Genomic DNA, 23787 nt, shown 5'->3' with positions numbered 1-23787 from the left:
GCGGTTGTGCAAATATTTTTCCAAGGAAAGCCTAAAATTGACGCATGACGGCACGATGTGGCTTGTCAAGCGCTATTGATCGCATTTTATGGCCGATTTTACGTGTGCGCCGCAGCATTATTTCGCGAGCGGGCGCGATGCGCGCCGCTGGGCTGGTCCATTAAATTTTTGAAAGGTTCATTTCTGGCGGCGTAGCGCCGTTACGGTCAGGCATCGCGATATCGCATTGGGGGAAAACATGACCATCGCCGCACGCCGCCTGGCCCTTCTGGGCGGGGCCGCCGTCAGTCTTCTGGCCGCCGCCGCCCACGCTTCTCCGGCGCCCGCCGCCGCGCCCGCCGCCCAGAGCCGGGCCGCCGCCGCCGCGCTACCGGCCCTGCCGGACGTGGACATCCCCTACACCAAGATGGTGCTGCCGAACGGCCTGACCCTGATCGTCCACGAGGACCACAAGGCGCCGATCGTGGCGGTGAACATCTGGTACCACGTGGGGTCCAAGAACGAGCCGACCGGCCGTTCGGGCTTCGCCCACCTGTTCGAGCACCTGATGTTCAACGGGTCGGAGAATTTCAACAACGACTTCTTCAAGGCGACCGAACTGCTGGGCGCCACCGACCAGAACGGCACCACCAACACCGACCGCACCAACTATTTCCAGAACGTGCCGAAGTCGGCGCTGGACAGCGTGCTGTGGCTGGAAAGCGACCGCATGGGCCACCTGCTGGGCGCCATCGACCAGGCCCGTCTGGATGAGCAGCGCGGCGTGGTCCAGAACGAGAAGCGCCAGGGCGAGAACCAGCCCTACGGCCGCGTCTGGGACGTGATCACCAAGGCCACCTATCCGGCCGACCACCCCTATGGCCACACGGTCATCGGCGAGATGGCCGACCTGAACGCCGCCAGCCTGGACGACGTGAAGGGCTGGTTCCGCGACTATTACGGCGCCGCCAACGCCGTCATCGTCCTGGCCGGCGACATCACGCCCGAGGAAGCCCGCGCCAAGGTCGAGCACTATTTCGGCGACATTCCCTCGGGGCCGCCCGTCACCCAGCCGCAGCGCATGGTGTCGCGGATGGAAGGCGTTCAGCGCGAGGTCATGTACGACCGCGTCGGCCAGCCCCGCCTCTACAAGGTGTGGAACGTGCCGCCGACCGGCGACGCCGCCACCGACTACCTGGGTCTGCTGGGCCAGGTCCTGTCGTCGGGCCGCACCTCGCGCCTGCACAAGCGTCTGGTGTTTGACGATCAGGTCGCGACCAGCGTCTTCGCCGGCACGTCCGAGAGCGAGATCGGCAGCCAGTTCCTGGTCATGGTGACGGCCAAGCCGGGTCAGGATCTGGCCGCCATCGAGCGCGTGGTCGATGAGGAGATGGCCCGCCTGCTGCGCGACGGCCCGACCGCCGACGAACTGGAGCGCGCCCGCACCGTCAACGGCGCCGCCTATGTCCGCGGCCTGGAGCGGATCGGCGGCTTCGGCGGCAAGTCCGACCGTCTGGCCGAGAGCCAGGTCTTCCTGGGCGACCCCGGCGCCTGGAAGGCCGGCTATGAGCGCCTGCTGAGCGCCACCCCCGCCAACCTGACGACGGCGGGCCGCGAATGGCTGACCGACGGCAGCTATGCGCTGGAAGTCCTGCCCTTCCCGGACTTCGCCGCGGCGGCGAACGGCGCCGACCGCACCAAGATGCCGGACCCGGGCGCCGCGCCCCAGGCCGACTTCCCCAGCTTCGAGCGCTTCACCCTGTCGAACGGGCTGAAGGTGGTGCTGGCCCCCCGCACCGGCGTGCCGACCGTCAGCATGAACCTGATCGTCGAGGCCGGCTCGGCCGCCGACCCGACGGGCAAGAACGGCGTGGCCCAGCTGGCGCCGGCCGTCATGACCAACGGCACAGACCGGCTCACAGCCCTGCAGATCAGCGACCAGATGCAGTTGCTGGGCGCCACCATCGGCGCGGGCTCGGCGGTCGACTACACCAACGTCTCGCTGAACGCGATCGAGTCGCGGCTGGCGCCGTCGCTGGCCCTCTACGCCGACATCATTCAGAATCCCGCCTTCCGGGCCGAGGATTTCCAACGGGCCCAGGCCCAGCAGGTGTCGGGCATCCAGCAGTCGAACCGCAACCCGGGCGCCATCGCCGGCCGCGTGTTGGCGGCCAATGTCTTTGGGCCCGAGAACCCCTACGGTCGGCCCATTTCGGGAACGGAGAACAGCGTCAAGGCGCTGACCCCGGCCGACGCCGAGGCCTACCATGCGGCCTGGTTCCGTCCGGACAACGCCACCCTGGTGGTGGTCGGCGACACCACCCAGGCCGAGCTGGCTCCGGCGCTGGAGAAGGCGTTCCGCACCTGGCGCGCCCCTTCGACGCCGCTGCCGGTCAAGGCCGCCGCGCCCGCCCTGCCGTCGCAATCGGGGCCGCGCGTCCTGATCGTGGACCGGGCCGGCCCGCAGTCGTCGATCACCGCCGGCCGTCTGGCCCCGGCCTTCGACGCGGCGACCGAAGGGTCGATTGATGTCGCCAACACCGCTCTGGGCGGCGCCTTCACCAGCCGCATCAACATGAACCTGCGCGAGGACAAGCACTGGTCCTATGGCGCCGGTTCGGGTCTGCGCACCACGCGCGGCGAGCGGATGTTCCTGGTCTCGACCGGCGTTCAGTCGGACAAGACGGCCGAGAGCCTGGTCGAGATCCGCAAGGAGCTGAGCGACGTGGTCGGCTCGCGCCCGCTGAGCGAGGAAGAGATCGCCGCCGTGCGCTCGAACCTGGTTCTGGGCATGGCCGGCAACTGGGAGACCAACGCCGCGGTGGCCGGCGACCTCACCAACATGGTCGTCTACGGCGTGCCGGAAAACTACTACGACGGCTACGCCGCCTCGGTGAACGCGACGAACCCGCAGCGGGCCTCGGTCGCGGCGCGCGCCATCGTCGGCGACGGGCCGACGACCTGGGTGGTGGTCGGCGATCGCGCCGCCATCGAGCCCAAGATCCGCGCCCTGAACCTGGGCGAGGTTCAGGTGGTCGATACCGAGGGTCGTCCCGTCAACTGACGGATCGGCTCTGGGGCAGGGGGAGGGCGGCGCTTCGGCGTCGCCCTTTTTCGTTGGCCTACCGCCCTTCGGGCTACTTGAGGCCCGCGCAGGGTTCCGCGTCATCCCGGAAACGGCGGAGCCGTTATCCGGGACCGCTCAAGACGCGGGCGGTGAGTTTGTGGCGGTCCCGGCTCGGCGCGGCTGCGCCGCTGGGCCGGGATGACGGCGGAGGGATCAGGGCCGGGTCTGGCCCTGGCCGCGCACGACGTATTTGTAGGTGGTCAGCTGTTCGGCGCCGACGGGGCCGCGCGCGTGCAGCTTGGAGGTCGAGATGCCGATCTCGCCGCCGAAGCCGAACTCGCCCCCGTCGGCGAACTGGGTCGAGGCGTTGATCAGGACGATGGCGCTGTCGACGCCGTTGGCGAAGCGTTCGGCGGCGTCGGCGTCGGTGGTGATGATGGCCTCGGTGTGGCCCGAGCCGTAACGGCGGATGTGCTCGACCGCGCCGGCTACGCCGTCCACGACCCGCACCGACAGGACGGGGGCCAGGTATTCGGTGGTCCAGTCGGGCTCGGCCGCTTCGGCGGCTTGGGGGACCAGGGCGCGGGTTTCGGCATCGCCGCGCAGTTCGCAACCGGCGTTGATGAGGTCAGCGGCGACGGCAGGGAGCAGGCGCTCGGCGGCGGCGCGATCGACCAGCAGGGTCTCTGTGGCGCCGCAGACCGAGACGCGGCGCATCTTGGCGTTGACGGCGACGCGGCGGGCGACGTCGAGGTCGGCGGCGGCGTCCAGATAGGTGTGGCACAGGCCTTCGAGGTGACCCAGCACGGGGGCCTTGGCTTCGGCCTGAACGCGGGCGACCAGGCTCTTGCCGCCGCGCGGGATGATCAGGTCGATGGCGCCGTCGAGGCCCGACAGGATGGCGCCGACGGCCTCGCGATCAGGGACCGGGACCAACTGGACGGCGTCGGCGGGCAGACCGGCCTCGGCCACGGCGCGGGCGACCACGGCGGCGATGGCGCGCGAGGATTCCAGGCAGTCGGAACCGCAGCGCAGGATGGCGGCGTTGCCCGAGCGAAGGCAGAGGGCGGCGGCGTCGGCGGTGACATTGGGCCGGCTCTCGTAGATGACGCCCAGCACGCCGATGGGGGTGCGGACGCGGGCGATGTCCAGACCGTTGGCGGGGGTCCAGCGGGCCATCTCGGCGCCGACGGGATCGGGCTGGGCGGCGATGGTTTCGACGGCGACGGCCATGCCCTCGACGCGGGCGGGGGTCAGGGCCAGGCGGTCGATCAGGGCCTCCGACAGGCCGGAGGCGCGGGCGTTGTCGATGTCGCGGGCGTTGGCGGCCAGGATCTCGGCTTCGGCGGCGCGCAAGGCCCCGGCGAGACGGGTCAGGGCCTCGGTGCGGGCGTCCGGCGTGGAGGCGCGAAGCGCGTCGGCGGCGGCGCGGGCGCGACGGCCCATGTCGAGCATCAGAGCGCTTACGTCGGTCATCGGCTTTCCAGCACCAGGTCGTCGCGGTGGATCACGACGGAGGGGCCGCGATAGCCCAGCAAGGTCTCGATCTCGTCGGAATGGCGGCCCCGGATCAGGGCGATCTCGTCGGCGGGATAGGCGGCCAGGCCGACGCCGACGACGGCGCCGTTCGTGTCGATCAGGCGCAGGCTGTCGCCCTTTTCGAAGTCGCCGCTGACCGCGACCACGCCCGAGGGCAGCAGGCTCTTGCCCGACTGCAGCGCGCGCACGGCGCCGTCGTCCAGCGTCAGCGAACCGCCGGGGGCCATGCTGCCGGCGATCCACTGCTTCCAGGCGGCCAGCGGGGTGGCGGGGGCGGTGATCAGGGTGGCGCGTGCGCCCTCGGTCACGGCCTTCAGCGGATGCAGGGTCAGGCCCGAGGCGATGACGGTGGCGCAGCCGGCTGAGCGGGCGATCTGGGCTGCGGCCAGCTTGGTCGCCATGCCGCCGGTGCCGACCCCGGCCGTCGTATTGGCGCCGGTCGCCATGCTGAGGATGTCGGGGCCGAGGGTCTCGACCAGGGGCAGATGGCGGGCCTCGGGATCGCGGCGCGGGTCGGCGGTGTAGAGGCCGTCGACGTCGGACAGCAGGATCAGCAGGTCGGCGCGCGCCAACTGGGCCGCGCGGGCGGCCAGCCGGTCGTTGTCGCCGTAGCGGATTTCCTCGGTGGCGACGGTGTCGTTCTCGTTGACCACGGGGACGACGCCGTGGGCCAGCAGGGCCTCGACGGTGGCGCGCGCGTTGAGCCAGCGGCGGCGGCGTTCGGTGTCGTCGCGGGTCAGCAGGATCTGGGCGGTGATCAGGCCGTGGGGGGCCAGGGCCTCTTCCCAGGCGTGCATCAGCAGGGTCTGGCCGACGGCGGCGGCGGCCTGCTTGTCCTGCAGCCGACCCGGCGAGGTGTTCAGCCGCCCGCGTCCCAGGGCCACGGCGCCGGAGGAGACGACGATGACCTCGCGGCCTTGCGCGCGAAGGTCGGCGATGTCCTGAGCCAGAGAGGCCAGCCAGTCGCGGGCGACGGCGCGGGTCGCATGGTCGATGAGCAGGGAGGAGCCGATCTTGACCACCACGCGGCGGGCGTGCGCCAGCGCCGTCGCGGGCGAGGCCCCGGCGGCGATCTCGGCGGCGGGGGAGGGCGCAGCGGGAACGTTCACGGCTTCTTCCCTAGAGCATCAATCGGGCCGGGGTCACGTCTCGGCGCGCGGAAATCGTGCGGCGCGGCCCAAAAGAAAACGCCCGGCGGGGTCGAACCTGCCGGGCGTTTCCATGTTCAGCGATGATCGAGGATCAGGCTTCCGGGTTGGGGGCCTGATCCCAGCCGCCGGCCAGGGCCTTGAACAGGGCGATCTGGTAGGTGGTGACCTGGGCTTCCGAAGCGGCGAGGGCCGCGTCGGCGCCGGCCAGGGTCCGTTCCGAATCCAGCACCGTCAGGAAGCTGTCGGCGCCGGCGTCGAAACGCAGGCGCGACAGGCGGGCCGCCGTCGCCGCCTGATCCCGCGCGGTGCGCAGGGCCGTGCGGCGGTCCAGTTCGTTGGCGTAGGCGCTGAGCGCCGTCTCGGTTTCCTGCAGGGCCGTCAGCACGGTCTGGTCGAAGGTCGCCAGGGCCGCGTCGGTCTGGGCGTCGGCCTGCTTGATGCGGGCGCGGGCCACGGCGATGTTGGGGAAGTTCCAGCTGATCAGCGGGCCGACGCTGAAGCGGAAGCTGGAATCCTTGCCGAGGTCATTGCTGTCCAGCGCCGTGGTCCCCAGGGATCCGCCCAGGCTGATGGTCGGATAGAGGCTGGCGGTGGCCACGTTGACGCGGGCGGCGGCGGCGGCCAGGCGCGCTTCCGCCTGACGCACGTCGGGACGACGGGCCAGCAGCGCCGCGCCGTCGCCGACCGGGATCGGCTGCGACAGTTGCGGCGGCGACTGACAGCCGCGGGCCGCCTCGCTGGCCTCGGCCGGGGTGCGCCCGGTCAGGGTGGCGAGACGATAGAGGGCGCCGTCGCGTTGGGCCCGCAGCGGCGGCAGGCTGGCGCGGGTCTGTTCCAGCGCCGCGCGGGCGCGGGCCACGTCCAGACCATTGCCGGAACCGCCGTCCAGCAGGCGCTGGGTCAGGTCGACGGTCTTGCCCTGCAGCTCGATGGTGCGTTCGGCGACCGCGATCTGGGCGTTGGCCGAACAGGTGTCGGCATAGGCCCGGGCGGTTTCGGCGGCGACGGTGATGCGCACCACTTCCAGCGCTTCGGCGGCGGCGTCGGCGTCGGCGCGGGCGGCGCGGATGGCCGAGCCGACGCGACCGAACAGGTCGATCTCATAGGCCATGTCGAGACCGGCGCTGTAGGTCTCGCCGTTGTCGAACGCCTGGCCGTTGTTGCCGTCGGCCGTGGCGGCGGCCGAGGCGCGGCCGTACTGGCCCGAAGTGCTCAGAGTGGTGGTCGGCAGACGTCCGGCGCGGGCCTCGGACAACGAGGCCCGGACGGCGCGCAGATTGGCTGCGGCCGCCTCCAGCTCGTTGTTCTCGGTCAGCGCCTGCTGGATCAGACCGTCCAGCGCAGCGTCGTTATAGAGCCGCCACCAGTCGGCGCGGGCCGCCTCGGTCGAAACCGAGGCGGATTGCGAGCCGATGAAGGCGCCCTGGCCCTGGACCGGCAGAGTGGGCGCCGGCGCCTTGGGCCCGACCGCGCAGGCGGCGAGCAGAAGCGCGGCGCTGGAGGCGGTCAGGAGGGGAAGGACTTTACGGTTCATCAGGCGTCTCCCAGGCGCGGGTTGGCCGTGGCGGGGGCAGCCGGCGCGGGGTCGTTGGGGTCGTACGGATCATGCGGCGGGGCGCCATAGGTGGTCGGCAGCTCGCGCGCCTTGACCGGGGGCTTGGGCAGTTTGGCCGAGAGCCAGCGCATCATCACGTAGAAGACCGGGGTGAAGATCAGACCGAAGAAGGTCACGCCCAGCATGCCGGAGAAGACCGACGTGCCCAGCGACTGGCGCATTTCGGCGCCGGGGCCGGTCGCCAGCATCAGCGGCACGACGCCGAAGATGAAGGCGAAGGACGTCATCAGGATCGGACGCAGACGCACCTTGGCGGCGTAAACAGCCGCTTCGAAGCGATCCATGCCCTCTTCCTCTTCCGCCTGCTTGGCGAATTCGACGATCAGGATGGCGTTCTTGGCCGCCAGGGCGATCAGGACCACGAGACCGATTTGGACCAGGATGTTGTTGTCCAGACCGCGGATGTTCACCCCGATCATGGCCGCCAGCAGACACATGGGGACGATCAGCACCACCGCGAGCGGCAGGGTGAAGGCCTCATACTGCGCCGCCAGAACCAGGAAGACGAAGACCACGGCCATGACGAAGATGAGCGAGGCGCCGCCCGAGGCCTGCTTCTCTTGCAGGGCCAGTTCGGTCCACTCGTAGCTGAAGCCTTGCGGCAGGGCTTGAGCCGCCAGGTTCTCCATCGCCGCGATGCCCTGGCCGGACGAGACGCCCGGCGCGGCCTGACCCTGCAGCTCGGAAGCCGGGAACAGGTTGTAGCGGACGACGCGGGCCGGACCGGAGTCCTCGCGCAGGTTGGCGACGGCGCCGATCGGCACCATGGCGCCGGTGGCCGAGCGGGTCTTCAGGTTGGCGATGTCGGCGATGTCGTCGCGCGCCGACGGTTCAGCCTGGGCGGTGACGCGGAAGGTGCGGCCCAGCAGGTTGAAGTCGTTGATGTAGGACGAACCCAGATAGACGCCGAGGGTGTCGAACACGGCCGAGGGCTGGACGCCCATCATCAGGGCCTTGTCGCGGTCGACGTCGGCGGCGATGCGGGGCGAGCCGGTGTTGTAGGTCGAGAAGACCTGCTGCACCTGATCGGGCATCTGGGCCGCGCCGCCCATCATGGCGAAGGTGGCGCCTTCCAGCGCGCGGTAGCCCGCGCCGGAACGGTCCTGGATCATCATCTTGAAGCCGTTGCCGTTGCCCAGGCCTTGAACGGCTGGAGGGGCGATGACGAAGATGTTGGCGTCCTCGATGCCGCCGGTGGCGCCGGTGATGGCGTGGGCCAGGGCGGCGGCGGCCTGTTCCTTGGTGCGGTCCTCGAAGGCGTCGAGGCGCACGAAGATGGTCGCGGCGTTGGAGCCGAACGAGAAGCTGGAGCCGTCGAGACCGGCGAAGGCCACGGTGCCGTCGACACCCTCGGTCTTCTGGATGATCTCGTCGGCGCGCTTCATCACGGCTTCGGTCCGTTCCAGCGAGGCGCCGGCCGGAAGCTGGATGACGCCGATCAGGAAGCCCTGATCCTGGTCGGGAATGAAGCCCGAGGGCGTGTCCACCAGGCGCCAGCCGGTCAAGGCCAGCAGGCCCGCATAGACGATCATGACGAGCATCAGCGAACGGACCAGGCGGGCGGTCAGGCGGCCGTACTTGTCCGACAGCCAGTCGAAGCCCTGGTTGAACTTGGCGCCGGCCCAGCCGAGGTAGTGGAGGATCGTGCCCCACAGGCCCGGCTTGCGCTCATGGTGATCCTGGTGCGGCTTGAGCAGCAGGGCGGCCAGAGCCGGCGACAGGGTCAGCGACACCAGCAGGGAGATCAGCGTCGCCGAGGCGATGGTGACGGCGAACTGGCGATAGAAGATGCCGGGGATGCCAGGGACGAAGGCGGTCGGGACGAACACCGCCGTCAGCACCAGGCCGATGGCGATCAGGGCGCCCGAGACCTCCTGCATCGAACGGTAGGCGGCCTCCTTGGGCGTCAGCCCCTGTCGTAGATATCGCTCGACGTTCTCGACCACGATGATGGCGTCGTCGACGACGATGCCGACGGCCAGAACCAGGGCGAACAGCGACAGGGAGTTGATCGAATAGCCCAGCGCCAGTTGCACCGCGAAGGTGCCGACCAGGGCGACCGGGATGGCGATGATGGGGATGATGGCCGCGCGCCAGGTCTGAAGGAAGATCAGGACGACGATGGCCACCAGGACGACGGCTTCGAACACGGTGTGCTGCACCGCCTCGACCGAGGCGGCGACGAATTCCGTCGGGTTGTAGGGGATGGAGATGGCCATCCCGGCGGGCAGTTCGGCCTTGACGGCCTCGACCTCGGCCAGGACGCGCTCGGCGGTGCCCAGGGCGTTGGCGCCGGGCTGCTGGACGATGGCGATGCCGACGCCGCGCTGGCCGTCGAAGTAGCCGTTGATGCCATAGCTCTGGGCGCCCAGTTCGACGCGCGCCACGTCGCGAACGCGGGTCACGCGGCCGTCGGCGTCGGTCTTGATGACCACGTCTGCGAACTGGTCGGGATCGGACAGGCGGCCCTGCACCTGAACCGGCAGCTGGAAGGCGGCGGCGTTGGTGGCGAAGGGCGGCTGGCCGATGGCGCCGGCCGCGGCCTGGACGTTCTGGGCGCGCAGGGAGGCGACGATGTCGGAGCCGGTCAGACCGCGCTCGGCCGCCTTGGCCGGGTCGATCCAGACGCGCATCGAATAGTTGCCGCCGCCGAAGACCTGGACCTGGCCGACGCCGTCGATGCGCAGCAGGCGGTCCCGCAGCGTCGAGTTGGCGTAGTTGCCGACGTAGTCGTTATCCAGGCTGCCGTCGGGCGAGGTCAGGCCGACGATCATCAGGAAGCCGCTTTCGGCCTTGTTGACCGTCACGCCGATCTGGCGGACCTGCTCGGGCAGTTTCGGCTCGGCCAGGGCGACGCGGTTCTGCACCAGCACCTGGGCGGAATCGAGATCCGTGCCGGGCTGGAAGGTCACGGTGATCGCCACCGCCCCGTCCGAGGTGGACGAGGAGGTCAGGTACAGCATCTTTTCGACGCCGTTGACCTCTTGCTCGATGGGGGCCGCCACGGTCTCGGCCAGGGTCTCGGCCGAGGCGCCGGGGTAGGCGGCGTTGATGGTGATCGTCGGGGGCGCGATCTCCGGATACTGCGACAGGGGCAGCATCGGATAGGCGAACAGGCCGATCAGGGTGATGAACACCGATATCACGCCCGCGAAGATCGGGCGGTCGATGAAGAAGCGGGAGATATTCATCTAGATCAGCCCGCGTTGGCGAAGGAGGCGCTGGAGGCCGGCGCCGCCTGGGTGACGGGGGCCGCGCCTGCTTGCGGGGCGACCGGGGCGATGGTCCCGGTCTTGGGCGAGACCTTCATGCCCGGCATCTGGATGCGTTGGCCGCCCGAGATGATGACGCGGTCGGTCGGCTTCAGACCCGAACGGATGACGCGCAGGCCGTCGACCAGGGGTCCGGTCTGGACCGGGCGCGGCGCCGTCGTGCCGTCGGCGTTGACGACCATGACCACGCGGCGCGCGGCGTCGGTGGCGATGGCGGCGTCGGGCACCAGCAGGGCCTGATAGGAGCCGCCGCCGGCCAGCTGGGCCTGGCCGAACATGCCGGGCTTCAGGAAGCCGTCGGCGTTCGGCACCACGGCGCGCAGGCGGATGGTGCCCGAGGCGGTGTCGATGGCGTTGTCGGTGAAGTCCAGCGTGCCGGTGCGGCTGTAGGCGGTTTCATCCTGCAGGCGGATGCGGATCGGGGCCGGGCCGCCCGTGCGAGCTTCGCGCTGATATTTCAGCGCGAGGGCTTCGGAGCCGTCGAAGACGAAATAGATGGGCGAGGCCGAGACGACGGTGGTCAGGATGTCGCCGGCCGAGGAGCCGCCGCCGATCAGGTTGCCCGGATCGACGCGGCGGTCGGAGACGCGGCCCGCGATCGGGGCGACGACGCGGGTGAACTCGACGTCCAGTTGACGCGCGCGGATGGCGGCGTTGGCGGCCGAGACGGCGGCCTGGGCCTGGGCCACGGCGCCGCGTTTGGAATCGACCTCGGCTTGCGACACGGCCTGCGAGGCCAGCAGGCCCTCGGCGCGGGCGAACTCGGTGCGGGCCAGGGTCAGTTGCGCCTGGGCTTGAGCCAGCTGGGCCTGGGCCGAGGCGAGGGCGGCCTGGGCCGGGCGCGCGTCGAGCGTGAACAGCAGTTGGCCCTGGCGAACGAAATCGCCGTCCTTGAAGTGGACCGACTGGATATAGCCGCCGACGCGGGCGCGCACATCGACCGAGCGGGGAGCTTCGAACCGGCCGGTGACTTCGTCCCAATCAACGACCTGGCGGACCAGCGGCGTGGCCACTGTCACCGGCGGAGCCTGGGGGGCGGGCGCTTCACCGCCCTTGGAACAGCCATAGAGGGCGGTCGCCATCAGTACGGACGCGGCCGCGATCTTCACCGTGCGCATCGGCGCATTCTCCTTGGGAGGGGATTTTGACGTAACAGACATAGCGGAACGGCGCTCATCGGGGGAGGATGCGCCAGTCAACATCGGGTGACTTATTGATGATCATGGTTGCGCTTGTCAACGTCTGATGACAAAGCCATATAGGCGATAAGGTTTATTGGAGTACGACCACTTGGTCCTGTGCGACGCCCCCCGACCACGCAATGCGAACGCCACGCGCCAGGCAATTCTGGAAGCGGCGCGGGAGCGTTTTTGTTCCGACAGCTACGACGACGTCGGCATGCGCGACGTCGCGCGCGACGTCGGCGTGGATGCGGCCCTGATCAGCCGCTACTTCGGCTCCAAGGAAGACCTGTTCGTCGCCGTCCTCGACAGTTGCAAGAACGGCCGCGACCTGATGGACGGCCCGCGCGAGGATTTCGGCGACCGACTGGCGCGCGAGATCGTCTATGGCGACCTGACGCCCTGCGAGGCGGACGGGGATGGGACCCGGATGCGCGGCCTGCTGATCCTGCTGCGCTCGGTCGGCTCGGCCAAGGCGATGGACGTCATGCAGAGGACCTCCAACAACCGCTTCTTCGATCCCCTGGCCGCCTGGATCGGTGGGCCGGACGCCCCGGTGCGGGCGCGTCTGGCGGCGGGCCTGATCATGGGCATGGCGATCGGACGCGAGCTGTCGGACGGCTATTCGTCGCTCGACGAGACGCAGAAGGCGGAGCTGGCGCGGCGGATGTCGGCGGCGTTGCAGGGTCTGATCGACAACTGAATGCAAAAAGGGCGGACCGCGAGGCCCGCCCTTTCTCTTTCATATCCATGCCTAGGCGTGGGTGGCTCAGGCCCAGTGCATCGGCACGTGGCGCGCCGCCGCCCAGTGGATGGCGCGGATGGCGTCGACGATGGCGCGGGTCGCCTCGACCGTGCCCAAGGGGCCGCCCAGATCGGCGGTGACGGCGCCCGAAGCCAGGACGGCGGCGACGGCGGCCTCGATCGAGTTGGCCTCGTCTTCCAGCTCGAAGCTGTGACGCAGCATCATGGCCGCCGACAGCACCATGCCGACCGGGTTGGCCAGATCCTGACCCGCGATGTCCGGGGCCGAGCCGTGGATCGGCTCGAACAGGCCGGGGCCGCTGCTGCCCAGCGAGGCCGAGGGCAGGAGGCCGATGGAGCCGCCCAGCACCGAGATCTCGTCCGACAGGATGTCGCCGAACATGTTCTCGGTCAGGATGACGTCATAGTCGCGCGGTTTGCGGATCAGGTGCATGGCCATGGAGTCGACCAGGGCGTGCTCCAGGGTGATCTGAGGATATTCCTCGGCGTGGATGCGGGTCACGACCTCGCGCCACAGGCGGCTGGTCTCCATGACATTGGCCTTGTCGACCGAAGTGACCTTGCCGCGACGCTGGCCGGCGGCCTGGAAGGCGGCGCGGGAGACGCGCTCGATCTCCTCGACCGTATAGACGCACAGGTCCGAGGCGCTGGTTTCGGTGCGGGTCTTCTCGCCGAAATAAACGCCGCTGGTCAGTTCGCGGAAGACGATCAGATCGACGCCCTCGACGATCTCCTTCTTCAACGGCGAGCGGTGGGCCAGGACCGGCGAGACCTGCAGCGGGCGCAGGTTGGCGTACAGGCCCATGGCCTTTCGGATGGCCAGCAGACCCTGTTCGGGCCGGACCGGCGCGCCGTCCCACTTGGGTCCGCCGACCGCGCCCAGCAGGACGGCGTCGGAAGCCAGACAGGCGGCCTTGGTCTCTGCGGGCAGGGCCTCGCCGGTCGCGTCGATGGCGGCGCCGCCGATCAGGTGCTCGGAGAACTCGAACCGATGGCCGTAGATGTCGCCGATGCAGGTCAGGACCCGCTCGGCCGCGGCGGTGACTTCAGGGCCGACGCCGTCGCCGGGCAGGACCACGATGTTGAAGGTGCGGGTGTTGGGCATCAGATGGTCTCCGGTTCACGGAAGCGTTCGTAGGTCTGGATGTAGGACAGCCTGGCTTGCAGCCAGCCGAGGGTGTCGACGCCGTCGAGCAGGCACTGGCGGGCGAAGGCCTCGACCCTGAAGGGGACGGGGGCGACGTTGCCGCGACGGATCTTGCCGGCTTCCAGGTCGATGGTCACGGGCTGTTCCGGATGGGCGGCCAGGTCGTCCCAGGTCGCCTGATCGACGACGATGGGCAGGAAGCCGTTCTTCAGCGCATTCGAGGTGAAGATGTCGGCGATCTCGGTCGAGATCACGGCTCGGAAGCCATAGTCCAGCAAGGCCCAGGGGGCGTGCTCGCGCGACGAGCCGCAGGCGAAGTTGGGGCCGGCCAGCAGGATGCGCTGCTCGGTCGGGTCGATGCGGTTCAGCACCGCCTCGGGCTTGGCCGAGCCGTCGGCCTCATAACGCCAGTCGTGGAAGGCGTGAACGCCCAGACCCTCGCGCGTCGTGGTGGTCAGGAAGCGGGCCGGGATGATCTGGTCGGTGTCGATATTGGCCTGGCTCAGGGTCAGGGTCTTCGACGTCAGGACTTTGAACGGTTCAGACATGAGCGGCCTCCAAGTAGGCCCGCGGGTCGGTCAGGACGCCGGCGACGGCGCTGGCCGCGGCGGTCGCCGGGCTGGCCAGGATGGTGCGGGCGCCCTTGCCCTGACGGCCTTCGAAATTGCGGTTGGAGGTCGAGACCGCCAACTGGCCGGGGGCGACGAAATCGCCGTTCATGGCGATGCACATGGAGCAGCCGGGGATGCGCCATTCGGCGCCGGCCTCGGTGAAGACCTTGTCCAGACCCTCGGCCTCGGCGTCGCGACGCACGGCCTCGGAGCCGGGGACGACCAGCATGCGAACGCCGGGCTGGATCTTGCGGCCGCGCAGGACGTCGGCGGCGGCGCGGAGGTCGGGCAGGCGGCCGTTGGTGCAACTGCCAATGAAGACCACGTCGACCTTGTGGCCGGTCGTCGCCTCTCCGGCGGTGAAGCCCATGTAGTCGATGGCCTTGCGGTCCGAATCCGAGCGCGGCTGCGGCACCGGGGCGCCGACGGGGGCGCCCGCGTCAGGCGTGGTGCCCCAGGTGGCCATGGGACGGATGGCGGCGCCGTCCAGCGTCACCTCCTGATCGAAGGTCGCGCCGGGATCGGAGGTCAGGGTCAGCCAGTCGGCGGCGGCGCTTTCGAAGTCGGCGGGGACGTGGCGACGGCCGCGCAGCCAGTCGATGGTCGTGCGGTCGGGGGCGATCATGCCCGCGCGCGCGCCCGCTTCAATGGACATGTTGCACAGGGTCATGCGCCCTTCCATGTCCAGCGAACGCACGGCCTCGCCGGCGTATTCGATGACATAGCCGGTGCCGCCGCCGAAGCCGATGGCGGCGATGACGGCCAGGGCCATGTCCTTGCCCGAGACGCCGGGGCGCAGGGCGCCGTCGACAGTGACGCGCATGGACTTGGCGCGACGCTGCAACAGGCACTGGGTGGCCAGGACATGGCCGACCTCGGAGGTGCCGATGCCGAAGGCCAGGGCGCCGAAGGCCCCATGCGTGGCGGTATGACTGTCGCCGCAGACCACGGTCATGCCCGGCTGGGTCAGGCCCAGCTCAGGCCCCATGACGTGGACCACGCCGCGCTGGTCGGAATCCCAGCCCGCCAGTTCGACGCCGTGGCGGGCGCAGTTGGCCTCCAGGGTCTCGACCTGGTTCCTGGCGGCGGCAGTGAAGTAGGGGCGCTCGCCGTCCGCGCCGGCCGGCAGGGTCGGGGTGGAGTGGTCCAGGGTGGCGAAGGTGCGGTCGGGGCGGCGGACCTTCAGTCCGCGCGCCTCGATTTCAGAGAAGGCCTGCGGCGAGGTGACTTCGTGGACCAGATGCAGGTCCACATACATCACCCCCGGCGTCTCGGTCGTTTCCGGCACGACGACGTGCCGGTCCCAGACCTTTTCATACAGGGTGCGGGCGCTCATCGGCGATCCTCCCCTGCGAAGCGGGGGAGGGGGACCATGCGCAGCATGGTGGAGGGGGCGAAGGCCGAGCGCGACGGATGGGGCTCGCCCCCTCCACCGCCTGCGGCGGTCCCCCTCCCCCGTCGCGAGGCGACAGGGGAGGATTGATCATGCCGGCTCATGCACGCGCTCCTGAGGGGCGGCGGCCGTGGCCTCGCCGATGGGCTCCAGCCAGCCGAAGCGGTCGGGGGTGGTGCCGTCGAACAGGCCGCGGAAGGCCTTGTTGACCGCCTTGGTGACCGGGCCTGGACCGTTGGAGCGGGTCGGGATGCCGTCGACCGAGCGGACGGGGGTGATCTCGGCGGCGGTGCCGGTCATGAAGACCTCGTCGGCGACATACAGGGCCTCGCGCGGCAGGACCTGCTCTCTAGCCTCATAGCCCAGACCGCGCGCCAGCTTCATGACGCTGTCGCGGGTGATGCCCTGCAGGATGGAGGCGGCGGCGGGCGGCGTCATCAGCACGCCGTCCTTGACCACGAACAGGTTCTCGCCGGCCCCTTCGGACAGCAGGCCGTCGGCGCCCAGGGCGATGCCCTCGCCGAAGCCGCGAACGCGGGCTTCACGGCCGATCAGATAGCCGGACAGATAGTTGCCGCCCGCCTTGGCGCCCGCCGGGATGGTGTTCGGCGCGACGCGGTTCCAGCTGGAGATGCAGGCGTCGACGCCCTTCTCCAGAGCTTCCTCGCCCAGATAGGCGCCCCAATGGAAGGCCGAGATCATGACGTCGGTGCGGATGTTCTCAGGCGACGGGGACACGCCCATGCCGCACTCGCCCAGGAAGGCCAGGGGGCGCAGGTAGGCCGAACGCAGGCCCTCGGAACGGACCACGTCCTTGCAGGCCTGGACCAGCTCGTCCTCGGTGAAGGGCAGGGGGAAGTGATAGATGCGCGCGCTGTCGAACAGGCGGCGGATGTGGTCGGTCAGGCGGAAGCCGCACGGGCCGTTCGGGGTGTCATAGACGCGGATGCCTTCGAACACCGAGGTGCCGTAGTGCAGGGCGTGGCTCATGACGTGGACCTTGGCGTCGGCCCAGGGCGTCAGGTCGCCGTTGATCCAGATATTCTTAGCCAGCGGTTGCATAGGTCTTGTCCATTTGTGCGGAGGCGCCAGCAGCCGTCACGGCCGCGATGATGGCGGTCAGCTCCGCGTCATTGATCTCGCCGATCTGATCGGCGCGTTGCTTGAAGCCGGCGAAGACATCGGCCAGGCGCTGGCCTTCCAGCACATGGCCCAGGGCTTCGGCCCGCTTGCCGACCGCGTGGCGGCCGGAATGCTTGCCCAGCACGAAGTAGCTGCCCTCGAAACCGACGTCCTGGGGACGCATGATCTCGTAGGTGCGGGCGTCGGCCATCATGCCGTGCTGGTGGATCCCTGCCTCGTGGGCGAAGGCGTTCAGGCCGACGATGGCCTTGTTGCGGGCGATGACCGTCTCGGTCACGTCGCGCAGGGTCTCCGACGCGCGCACCAGATGGCGGCTTTCCGCGCCGACCGTCAGACCATAGCGGTCCGCGCGGGTGCGCAGGGCCATGATGATCTCTTCGATCGAGGCGTTGCCGGCCCGTTCGCCGATGCCGTTGATCGCGCCCTCGATCTGACGCGCCCCGCCCTCGACGGCAGCCAGGGAGTTGGCCACGGCCAGACCCAGGTCGTTGTGGGCGTGCGAGGAGAAGATGATGTCGGCGTGGCGCGGGCGGATGATGCCGTCCAGATAGGCGAAGCGCGCGCGGACTTCTTCCGGCGTGGCGTAGCCGACGGTGTCGGGCACGTTCAGCGTCTGGGCGCCCGCGTCGGCGGCCGCCGTCAGGGCCTCGGCCAGGAAGTCCGGCTCGGTGCGGAAGGCGTCCTCGGCCGAGAACTCGACATCGTCGAACATCGAGGCGGCGTATTCCACCGTGCGCGAGATGGTGGCCAGGACCTCGTTGGTGCTCATCCGCAGCTTGGCCGAGCGGTGGATCGGGCTGGTGGCCAGGAAGACGTGGCAGCGACGATGCGATTTCGGCGCAGGCGACAGGGCCCGGAACGAGGCGTCGATGTCCTTCTCGTTGGCGCGCGACAGCGAGGCGAAGACCGGTCCCTCGATCTCGCCCGCCACGCGGCGGATGCAGTCCTCGTCGCCCGGCGAGGCGGCGGCGAAGCCGGCCTCGATCACGTCCACGCCCAGGTCGCGCAGGACATGGGCCATCTTCAGCTTGGCCTCGGCCGACATGGAGAAGCCGGGCGCCTGTTCGCCGTCGCGCAGGGTGGTGTCGAAGATGATGACGCGGTTGGGATCCGACGCCGCAATTTCGGCTGTTCTGGATACTCGTTCTACTCGGGACATTACGCGGCCTCGGAATGGAAGGACTGGGCGCCGATGCGGGACACGCCGAACAGGCGGTCGATCTGGCAACCCAGGTTGTCGATGGAGCGCGCGGCGTCGCGGCCGCGCACGGTCAGGGCGATGCGGCGGGACGCACCCTCGTCGGCCATGCTCATGCCGTCGATGTGGAAGCCGCGGCGCTCTACAAGGCCGATGAGACGCTGAAGCGAGCCGTCGGCCCGGTCGATCTGGATGTGAATGGTGTCGCTCATGCTCATGCGCCTTCCATCATTTCAGCGTTGCTCTTGCCCGGCGGAACCAGAGGCCAGACGTTCTCTTTGGGGTTGATGATGACGTGGGCCAGGCAGGGGCCGTCGGCCGCCAGCAGGCGGGCGATGCCGGCCTCGACCTGATCGCGTTGGTCGATGCGGAAGGCCTCGATGCCGAAGGCCTCGGCCACCTTCACGAAGTCCGGGTTGTCGGACAGATCGACCTCGGAATAGTTCTCCTCGAAGAACAGCTCCTGCCACTGGCGCACCAGGCCCAGCGAGGAGTTGTCCAGCAGGACGATCTTCAGCGCGACGCCGTAGCGTTTCAGCGTCGCCAGCTCCTGAATGTTCATCATGAAGCCGCCGTCGCCGGCGATGGTGACGACCGTGGCCGAGGGGTCGGCCAGCTTGGCGCCCAACCCGGCGGGCAGGCCGAAACCCATGGCGCCCAGGCCGCCCGAGGTGATGTGGGCTTCCGGCTTGGAGAAGCGGCAGTGCTGGGCGGCCCACATCTGATGCTGGCCGACGTCGCAGGCGGCGACGAAGCGGTCGCCGGCGGCCTCGGACAATTGCTTCAGCAGGGCGGGCGCATAGACGCCTTCGCCCGGCGCGTCATAGCGGGCGGCGTGATGAACGGCGGCCGTGGCGCAGCGGATGACCCAGGGGTCGATGGCCAGAGGCGCAGTCGCCAGACGCGAAGTCAGGGCCTCGACGCCGGGCTTCAGCTCGCCGGCGACCGCGACATGGGTCTCGCGCAGCTTGCCGATCTCGGAGGCGTCGATGTCGAAATGGACGACGCGGGCGTGGGGCGCGAACTCGGCCAGCTTGCCCGTGGCGCGGTCGTCGAAACGGGCGCCCAGGACGATCAGCAGGTCGGACGACTGGACCGCCTCGTTGGCGGCGCGCGTGCCGTGCATGCCCAGCATCCCCAGGAAACCAGGGGCGTCGGTGGCGATGGTGCCCAGGGCGTTCAGGGTCGAGACGGCGGGGATGCCCGTGGCCTCGGCGAAGGCGCGGACGGCCTCGGTCGCCTTGGCGATCTTGACCCCGCCGCCGACGTAGATCAGCGGGCGCTCGGCGGCGCGGATGAAGCGTTCGGCCTCGGCGATCGCGTCGTGGTTCAGCGGGATCGTCTCATTGGGGACGTTGAAGCCGAACGGGGCGACGGCCGTGGCGAACTGGACGTCCTTGGGCAGGTCGACCAGGACCGGGCCGGGGCGACCCGAGGCGGCGATGTGGAAGGCCTGTTCGACGGCGGCCGGGATCTCCGACGCGTCGCGCACTAATATAGAGTGTTTCACGATCGGCAGGGTGACGCCCAGGATGTCGATCTCCTGGAAGGCGTCGGTGCCCATGACGCCCTGGGGGACGTTGCCTGTGATGCAGACCATCGGCACCGAATCCATCATGGCGTTGGCGATGCCGGTGATCAGATTGGTGGCGCCCGGGCCGGAGGTGGCCATGCAGACGCCGACCTTGCCCGAGGCGCGGGCATAGGCGTCGGCGGCGAAGGCCGCGCCCTGTTCGTGACGGACCAGGATATGCTTCAGGCCCGTGCCGGTCAGGGCGTCATAGATGGGCATGATGGCGCCGCCGGGGTAGCCGAAGACCACCTCCACGCCCATCCGCTCCAGGCTGGAGACGAGCAGGCGCGCGCCGGTGGCCGTGTTGTTCACGGTCGCCGGGGCGGAGGCGGTTTTCAGGGCGGGCGCGGCGGCGCTCATCGGGTCAGTCTCTCTTTATATATATGCGGGTCAGGCGGCTTCAGACTTGGCGGTCTGCAGCCAGGCCATGCGCTCGCGCAGGCGGGCCCCGGTCTGTTCGATGTGGGATTGGCGATCGGCGTCCAGCCAGGCTTCGTACTGCGGCTTGCCGGCCTCGTTCTCGGCGATCCAGTTGCGCGCGAAGGTGCCGTCCTGGATCTCGGTCAGGACCTCCTTCATGCGGGCGCGGGTCTCGTCGGTGATGACGCGCGGGCCGGAGGCGACGGCGCCCCACTTGGCCGTTTCCGAGATGAAGTGGTGCATCTTGGAGATGCCGCCCTCGTAGAACAGGTCCACGATCAGCTTCAGCTCGTGCAGGCATTCGAAGTAGGCGATTTCGGGCTGGTAGCCGGCCTCGACCAGGGTGTTGAAGCCCGAGATGACCAGCTCCTTGGCGCCGCCGCACAGGACGGCCTGTTCGCCGAACAGATCGGTCTCGGTCTCTTCGCGGAAGGACGTCTCCAGCAGGCCGCCGGTCGCGCCGCCGATGCCCTTGGCGTAGCCCATGGCGCGGTCGCGCGCCTTGCCGGTCGCGTCCTTCTCGATGGCGAACAGCGAGGGGACGCCGCGGCCACGGGCGAACTCGCGGCGGACCAGATCTCCCGGACCCTTGGGCGCGACCAGGATGACATCCATGTCGTCGCGCGGCGTGATGCGGTCGTAGATGATCGAGAAGCCGTGGGCGAACAGCAGGGCGGCGCCGGGCTTGGCGTTGGGCTCGATGATGTCGCGATAGACCTCGTTCTGGATCATGTCCGGGGTCAGGATGGCGATGATGTCGGCGCCGCGGACGGCCTCGGCCGGCTCGGCGGTGGGGACGCCGTCGGCGGTGGCGTGCTTCCAGCCCGTGCCGCCCTGGCGAACGCCGACGATGACGTCATGGCCCGAGTCCTTCAGGTTCTGGGCGTGGGCGCGGCCCTGCGAGCCATAGCCGATGACGGCGATGCGCTGACCAGCGATAGCGCCCGGCTTGATGTCGTCGTTGGTGTAGATGGTGATGGCCATGGTTCAGGCGTCCTCAGAGATGGGAGCGTTGGAATAGGTTTTGGCCGTTTGGGCCGGCGGCGGATTGGGGATGGTCACGGCCCCTTGCGAGGCGGAGGCGACGGCGGCGCGGTACTTCGCGAAAACGCCTTGCGCCGGACGGACCCGGTTGGGGGCGAAGTCCGCCCGGCGCGCCTCCAGATCGACGAGCACGTCGATCCGGCGGTTGGTGACGTCGATGACGATCGGGTCGCCATCGCGAATGAGAGCAATCGGTCCCCCGACCGCCGCTTCGGGCGAAACGTGGCCGGCGACGAAGCCGTAGCTTGCGCCCGAGAAGCGACCGTCGGTCAGCAGGGCGACGTTCTCGACCTTGCGGCCCTTCAGGGCGGCGGTGACCTGCAGCATCTCGCGCATGCCGGGACCGCCCTTGGGGCCCTCGTAGCGGATGATGATGACGTCGCCTTCGCCGACCGACCCGTCCTGAACCGCGTGGAAGGCGTCTTCCTCGCAGTCGAAGACGGCAGCGGGGCCTTCGAAGCGATCGACCTTGTGGCCAGTCAGCTTGATGACCGCGCCCTCGGGCGCGACGTCGCCATAGATGACGGCGTAGGAGCCGCGCGCCATGACGGGGGCGTCCATGCTGGTCACGACCTGCTGGCCTGGGGTCTCCTCGGCCTCGGCGGCCTCGGTGAACAGGCTGCGGCCGGTGACGGTCGGCGTGTTGACGATCTTGCCCGCCTCGGCCAGGCGCTGGGCGACCAGACGCGTGCCGCCCGCCGCGAACAGGTGCGAGGCCAGGAAGCGGCCGCCCGGCTTCAGGTCGCAGATGACCGGGGCCTCGACGCAGGCCTGGTGGCAGTCCTCGATGCCGAAGTCGACGCCCGCCTCGGCGGCGATGGCGGTCAGGTGCATGACGGCGTTGGTCGAGCCGCCCGAGGCCGAGACCGCGATCGCCGCGTTCTTCAGGCTGGCCTTGGTGATGTATTTGCGGGCGGCGTCGCCGGCGAAGACGCGCTCGACGATCAGGCGGCCGCAGCGCTCGCCTTCTGCGCTCTTGGCCGGATCGACGGCGGGGACGTCGTTGGCGCCCATGGGGCTGATGCCCATCATCGACAGGGCCATGGCCATGGTGTTGGCGGTGAACTGGCCGCCGCAGGCGCCGGCGCCGGGGCAGACCGCGCTCTCGACCGCCTTCAGGCCCTCGTCGGATAGGGCGCCGGCGCCGTGGGCGCCGATGGCCTCGAACACCTCCTGGACCGAGACCTCCTTCTCGCCGATCCGGCCGGGCAGGATGGTGCCGCCGTAATAGACCAGGCCGGGGATATCCATCCGCGCCAGGGCCATGGCCGCCGCCGGGATGGTCTTGTCGCAGCCGACGATGCAGACGACGCCGTCCAGCTGATGCCCCTCGACCGCCAGCTCGATGCTATCGGCGACAACCTCACGGCTGATCAGCGAGGCCTTCATGCCCGCCGTACCCATGGAGATGCCGTCGGTGACGACCACGGTGTTGAAGTCGACAGGATAGCCGCCCGCCGCGATGATGCCGGCGCGAACGTCCTTGGCCAGACGGTCCAGGTGCATGTTGCACGGCGTGACCGTCGACCAGGTGTTGACGATGGCGATCATCGGCTTGTCGAAGTCGGCGTCCTGCATGCCTGCGGCGCGCAGGTAGGAGCGCGCGGCAGCCCGGTTCGGGCCCTGGGTGACGGCGGAACTGCGCGCATTGGGTCGATTTTTGCTGTCGGGCGTCTTGGTCATCGTATTTTTGGAAGGTTCTGTCTGTCGGGTCTGTGCTGGGCACATGAAAAACCCCGCTGCCGGATGGGAGCGGGGTGAAGCGGGCGATTCTGGCTGGGGTCAGGTCAGGTCGCAGGCATCCACACCGCTCGGCTGAGCGGAATAAGAATTACCGAAAGAAGGAGTACGCCCAGCGACAGCACGCGCAGATCGGCCGCCGCTTTCGCGGGGCTCAGGATCGCAGCAATGGCGGCGCGGTGGGACACGGAAGAACCTTTCAACTGGCCGCTCTTATGACGCCGCCCATGCTGCGATGCAACCCGCTTGGCGGCGAACGTGCAATAAAAGTGCGTCCCGGCGCCCGGGCGCCGTCTTGTTGGTCGAGCGTTTCGCTGTGACGCGCTGTCAGCGCAACATTTTACCGACCTTCGGGCGCTGCGTGTCTTGGTGTGCGCTTTGCGGCCGCTTCGGCGGCGCGCCGACGACCTCGGCCCTCCATATATAGGGCGTGGGCCGCGGCGGGCGTTTATGGCGTTCCGGGACTCTGGTTCGTTGAGATAGTTCGCAAATCTGTCATTCGAGGCTTGTGGAGTCCGGGGCGGATCCGTATACCCGCCCCTCGCTCGGAAACGGGCGGCGGCGAGTTCGGTGACGGGCTCGACGGTCGTGCGGCCCGGGAAGCTTCGGTTTTCTGATCTGCGGAAGGGTTGAAAAGCCCGGTTGACATGGAGATCGGCTTTCCCTAGATAGCCGCCTCCGCCGCTTCTCCGGGAGCGGCTTTTGTGAAAAGAAAGTTCTTTAAAAAGAACTGCTTGACACGGAAAACTGAGGCGTCTAGAACGCCGCCTCCGCCGCGGACCGGCGCAAAACAGTCCGGCCGGTTGATCCGGTCGTGGTCTTTGAAATCGTTGATCTGGAAAGAGAAACGCAGGCGGCGGTGTCCTAGCGAAGTTCTTCGGAACTTTAGTCGACACTGACAATCTGCGGTCTTTTTGAAAAGACATACCATGTAACTGATCTTCGGATC

General features: G+C 69.1%; 17 protein-coding genes. 2 read left to right on the top strand and 15 right to left on the bottom strand.

Going from position 1 to position 23787, the window contains the following annotated elements:
• The first annotated feature begins 238 nt into the window (after positions 1-238).
• Positions 239-3043 (top strand): M16 family metallopeptidase, encoded by a 2805-nt coding sequence (locus AC3IS2_RS13470; RefSeq protein ID WP_489198292.1) that lies wholly within the window; start codon positions 239-241, stop codon positions 3041-3043.
• Between the two features lie 216 nt (positions 3044-3259).
• On the opposite strand, the gene AC3IS2_RS13465 is transcribed toward AC3IS2_RS13470, so the two are convergent.
• The 5 genes from AC3IS2_RS13465 to AC3IS2_RS13445 all read right to left on the bottom strand — a co-directional run bounded on the left by AC3IS2_RS13465 (position 3260) and on the right by AC3IS2_RS13445 (position 11741).
• Positions 3260-4522, bottom strand: a complete 1263-nt coding sequence (locus tag AC3IS2_RS13465; RefSeq protein WP_489198290.1) for a glutamate-5-semialdehyde dehydrogenase — start codon at positions 4520-4522, stop codon at positions 3260-3262.
• On the bottom strand, positions 4519-5658 hold the full coding sequence (gene proB / locus AC3IS2_RS13460; protein WP_489200156.1) for a glutamate 5-kinase: 1140 nt from the start codon (positions 5656-5658) through the stop codon (positions 4519-4521). The genes AC3IS2_RS13465 and proB overlap by 4 nt, the downstream gene beginning before the upstream one ends.
• Positions 5659-5827: 169 nt before the next feature.
• The gene (locus AC3IS2_RS13455; protein WP_489198289.1) at positions 5828-7270 is read right to left on the bottom strand and encodes an efflux transporter outer membrane subunit; all 1443 of its coding nucleotides are present in this window, start codon (positions 7268-7270) and stop codon (positions 5828-5830) included.
• Entirely contained in the window at positions 7270-10542 is a 3273-nt protein-coding gene (locus tag AC3IS2_RS13450) for an efflux RND transporter permease subunit (protein WP_489198288.1), read from the bottom strand. The genes AC3IS2_RS13455 and AC3IS2_RS13450 overlap by 1 nt, the downstream gene beginning before the upstream one ends.
• Positions 10543-10547: 5 nt before the next feature.
• Positions 10548-11741, bottom strand: a complete 1194-nt coding sequence (locus tag AC3IS2_RS13445) for an efflux RND transporter periplasmic adaptor subunit (protein WP_489198286.1) — start codon at positions 11739-11741, stop codon at positions 10548-10550.
• A 280-nt stretch (positions 11742-12021) separates the two neighbouring features.
• Here AC3IS2_RS13445 and AC3IS2_RS13440 point away from each other — a divergent pair, with 280 nt between their 5' ends.
• Positions 12022-12507, top strand: coding sequence for a TetR/AcrR family transcriptional regulator (locus tag AC3IS2_RS13440; protein WP_489198285.1), 486 nt, complete (start codon positions 12022-12024; stop codon positions 12505-12507).
• Positions 12508-12573: 66 nt separating this feature from the next.
• Here the strand turns inward: AC3IS2_RS13440 and leuB are convergent, their stop codons facing one another.
• The 10 genes from leuB to AC3IS2_RS13390 all read right to left on the bottom strand — a co-directional run bounded on the left by leuB (position 12574) and on the right by AC3IS2_RS13390 (position 23041).
• Positions 12574-13674, bottom strand: a complete 1101-nt coding sequence (leuB, locus tag AC3IS2_RS13435) for a 3-isopropylmalate dehydrogenase (RefSeq protein WP_489198284.1) — start codon at positions 13672-13674, stop codon at positions 12574-12576.
• Positions 13674-14264 (bottom strand): 3-isopropylmalate dehydratase small subunit, encoded by a 591-nt coding sequence (gene leuD, locus AC3IS2_RS13430; RefSeq protein ID WP_489198283.1) that lies wholly within the window; start codon positions 14262-14264, stop codon positions 13674-13676. Before leuD ends, leuB begins: the two co-directional genes overlap by 1 nt.
• Positions 14257-15663: a 3-isopropylmalate dehydratase large subunit gene (gene leuC / locus AC3IS2_RS13425; RefSeq protein WP_489198282.1), complete on the bottom strand. Its 1407-nt coding sequence runs from the start codon at positions 15661-15663 to the stop codon at positions 14257-14259. The genes leuD and leuC overlap by 8 nt, the downstream gene beginning before the upstream one ends.
• Positions 15664-15810: 147 nt before the next feature.
• Positions 15811-16782, bottom strand: a complete 972-nt coding sequence (locus AC3IS2_RS13420) for a branched-chain amino acid transaminase (RefSeq protein WP_489198280.1) — start codon at positions 16780-16782, stop codon at positions 15811-15813.
• Positions 16766-18022: a 2-isopropylmalate synthase gene (locus AC3IS2_RS13415; RefSeq protein WP_489198278.1), complete on the bottom strand. Its 1257-nt coding sequence runs from the start codon at positions 18020-18022 to the stop codon at positions 16766-16768. Before AC3IS2_RS13415 ends, AC3IS2_RS13420 begins: the two co-directional genes overlap by 17 nt.
• On the bottom strand, positions 18022-18273 hold the full coding sequence (locus AC3IS2_RS13410; protein ID WP_489198277.1) for an ACT domain-containing protein: 252 nt from the start codon (positions 18271-18273) through the stop codon (positions 18022-18024). The genes AC3IS2_RS13415 and AC3IS2_RS13410 overlap by 1 nt, the downstream gene beginning before the upstream one ends.
• Before the next feature lie 2 nt (positions 18274-18275).
• Positions 18276-19994, bottom strand: coding sequence for an acetolactate synthase 2 catalytic subunit (gene ilvG, locus AC3IS2_RS13405; protein ID WP_489198276.1), 1719 nt, complete (start codon positions 19992-19994; stop codon positions 18276-18278).
• A gap of 30 nt (positions 19995-20024) precedes the next feature.
• The gene (gene ilvC, locus AC3IS2_RS13400; RefSeq protein ID WP_489198275.1) at positions 20025-21038 is read right to left on the bottom strand and encodes a ketol-acid reductoisomerase; all 1014 of its coding nucleotides are present in this window, start codon (positions 21036-21038) and stop codon (positions 20025-20027) included.
• A 3-nt stretch (positions 21039-21041) separates the two neighbouring features.
• Entirely contained in the window at positions 21042-22781 is a 1740-nt protein-coding gene (ilvD, locus tag AC3IS2_RS13395) for a dihydroxy-acid dehydratase (protein WP_489198274.1), read from the bottom strand.
• A gap of 104 nt (positions 22782-22885) precedes the next feature.
• Positions 22886-23041, bottom strand: coding sequence for a hypothetical protein (locus AC3IS2_RS13390; RefSeq protein WP_489198272.1), 156 nt, complete (start codon positions 23039-23041; stop codon positions 22886-22888).
• Positions 23042-23787 lie beyond the last annotated feature (746 nt).

It is taken from the genome of Brevundimonas sp. KH_025, assembly GCF_057839885.1.
This window is presented reverse-complemented; position numbering and strand designations above follow the sequence as displayed.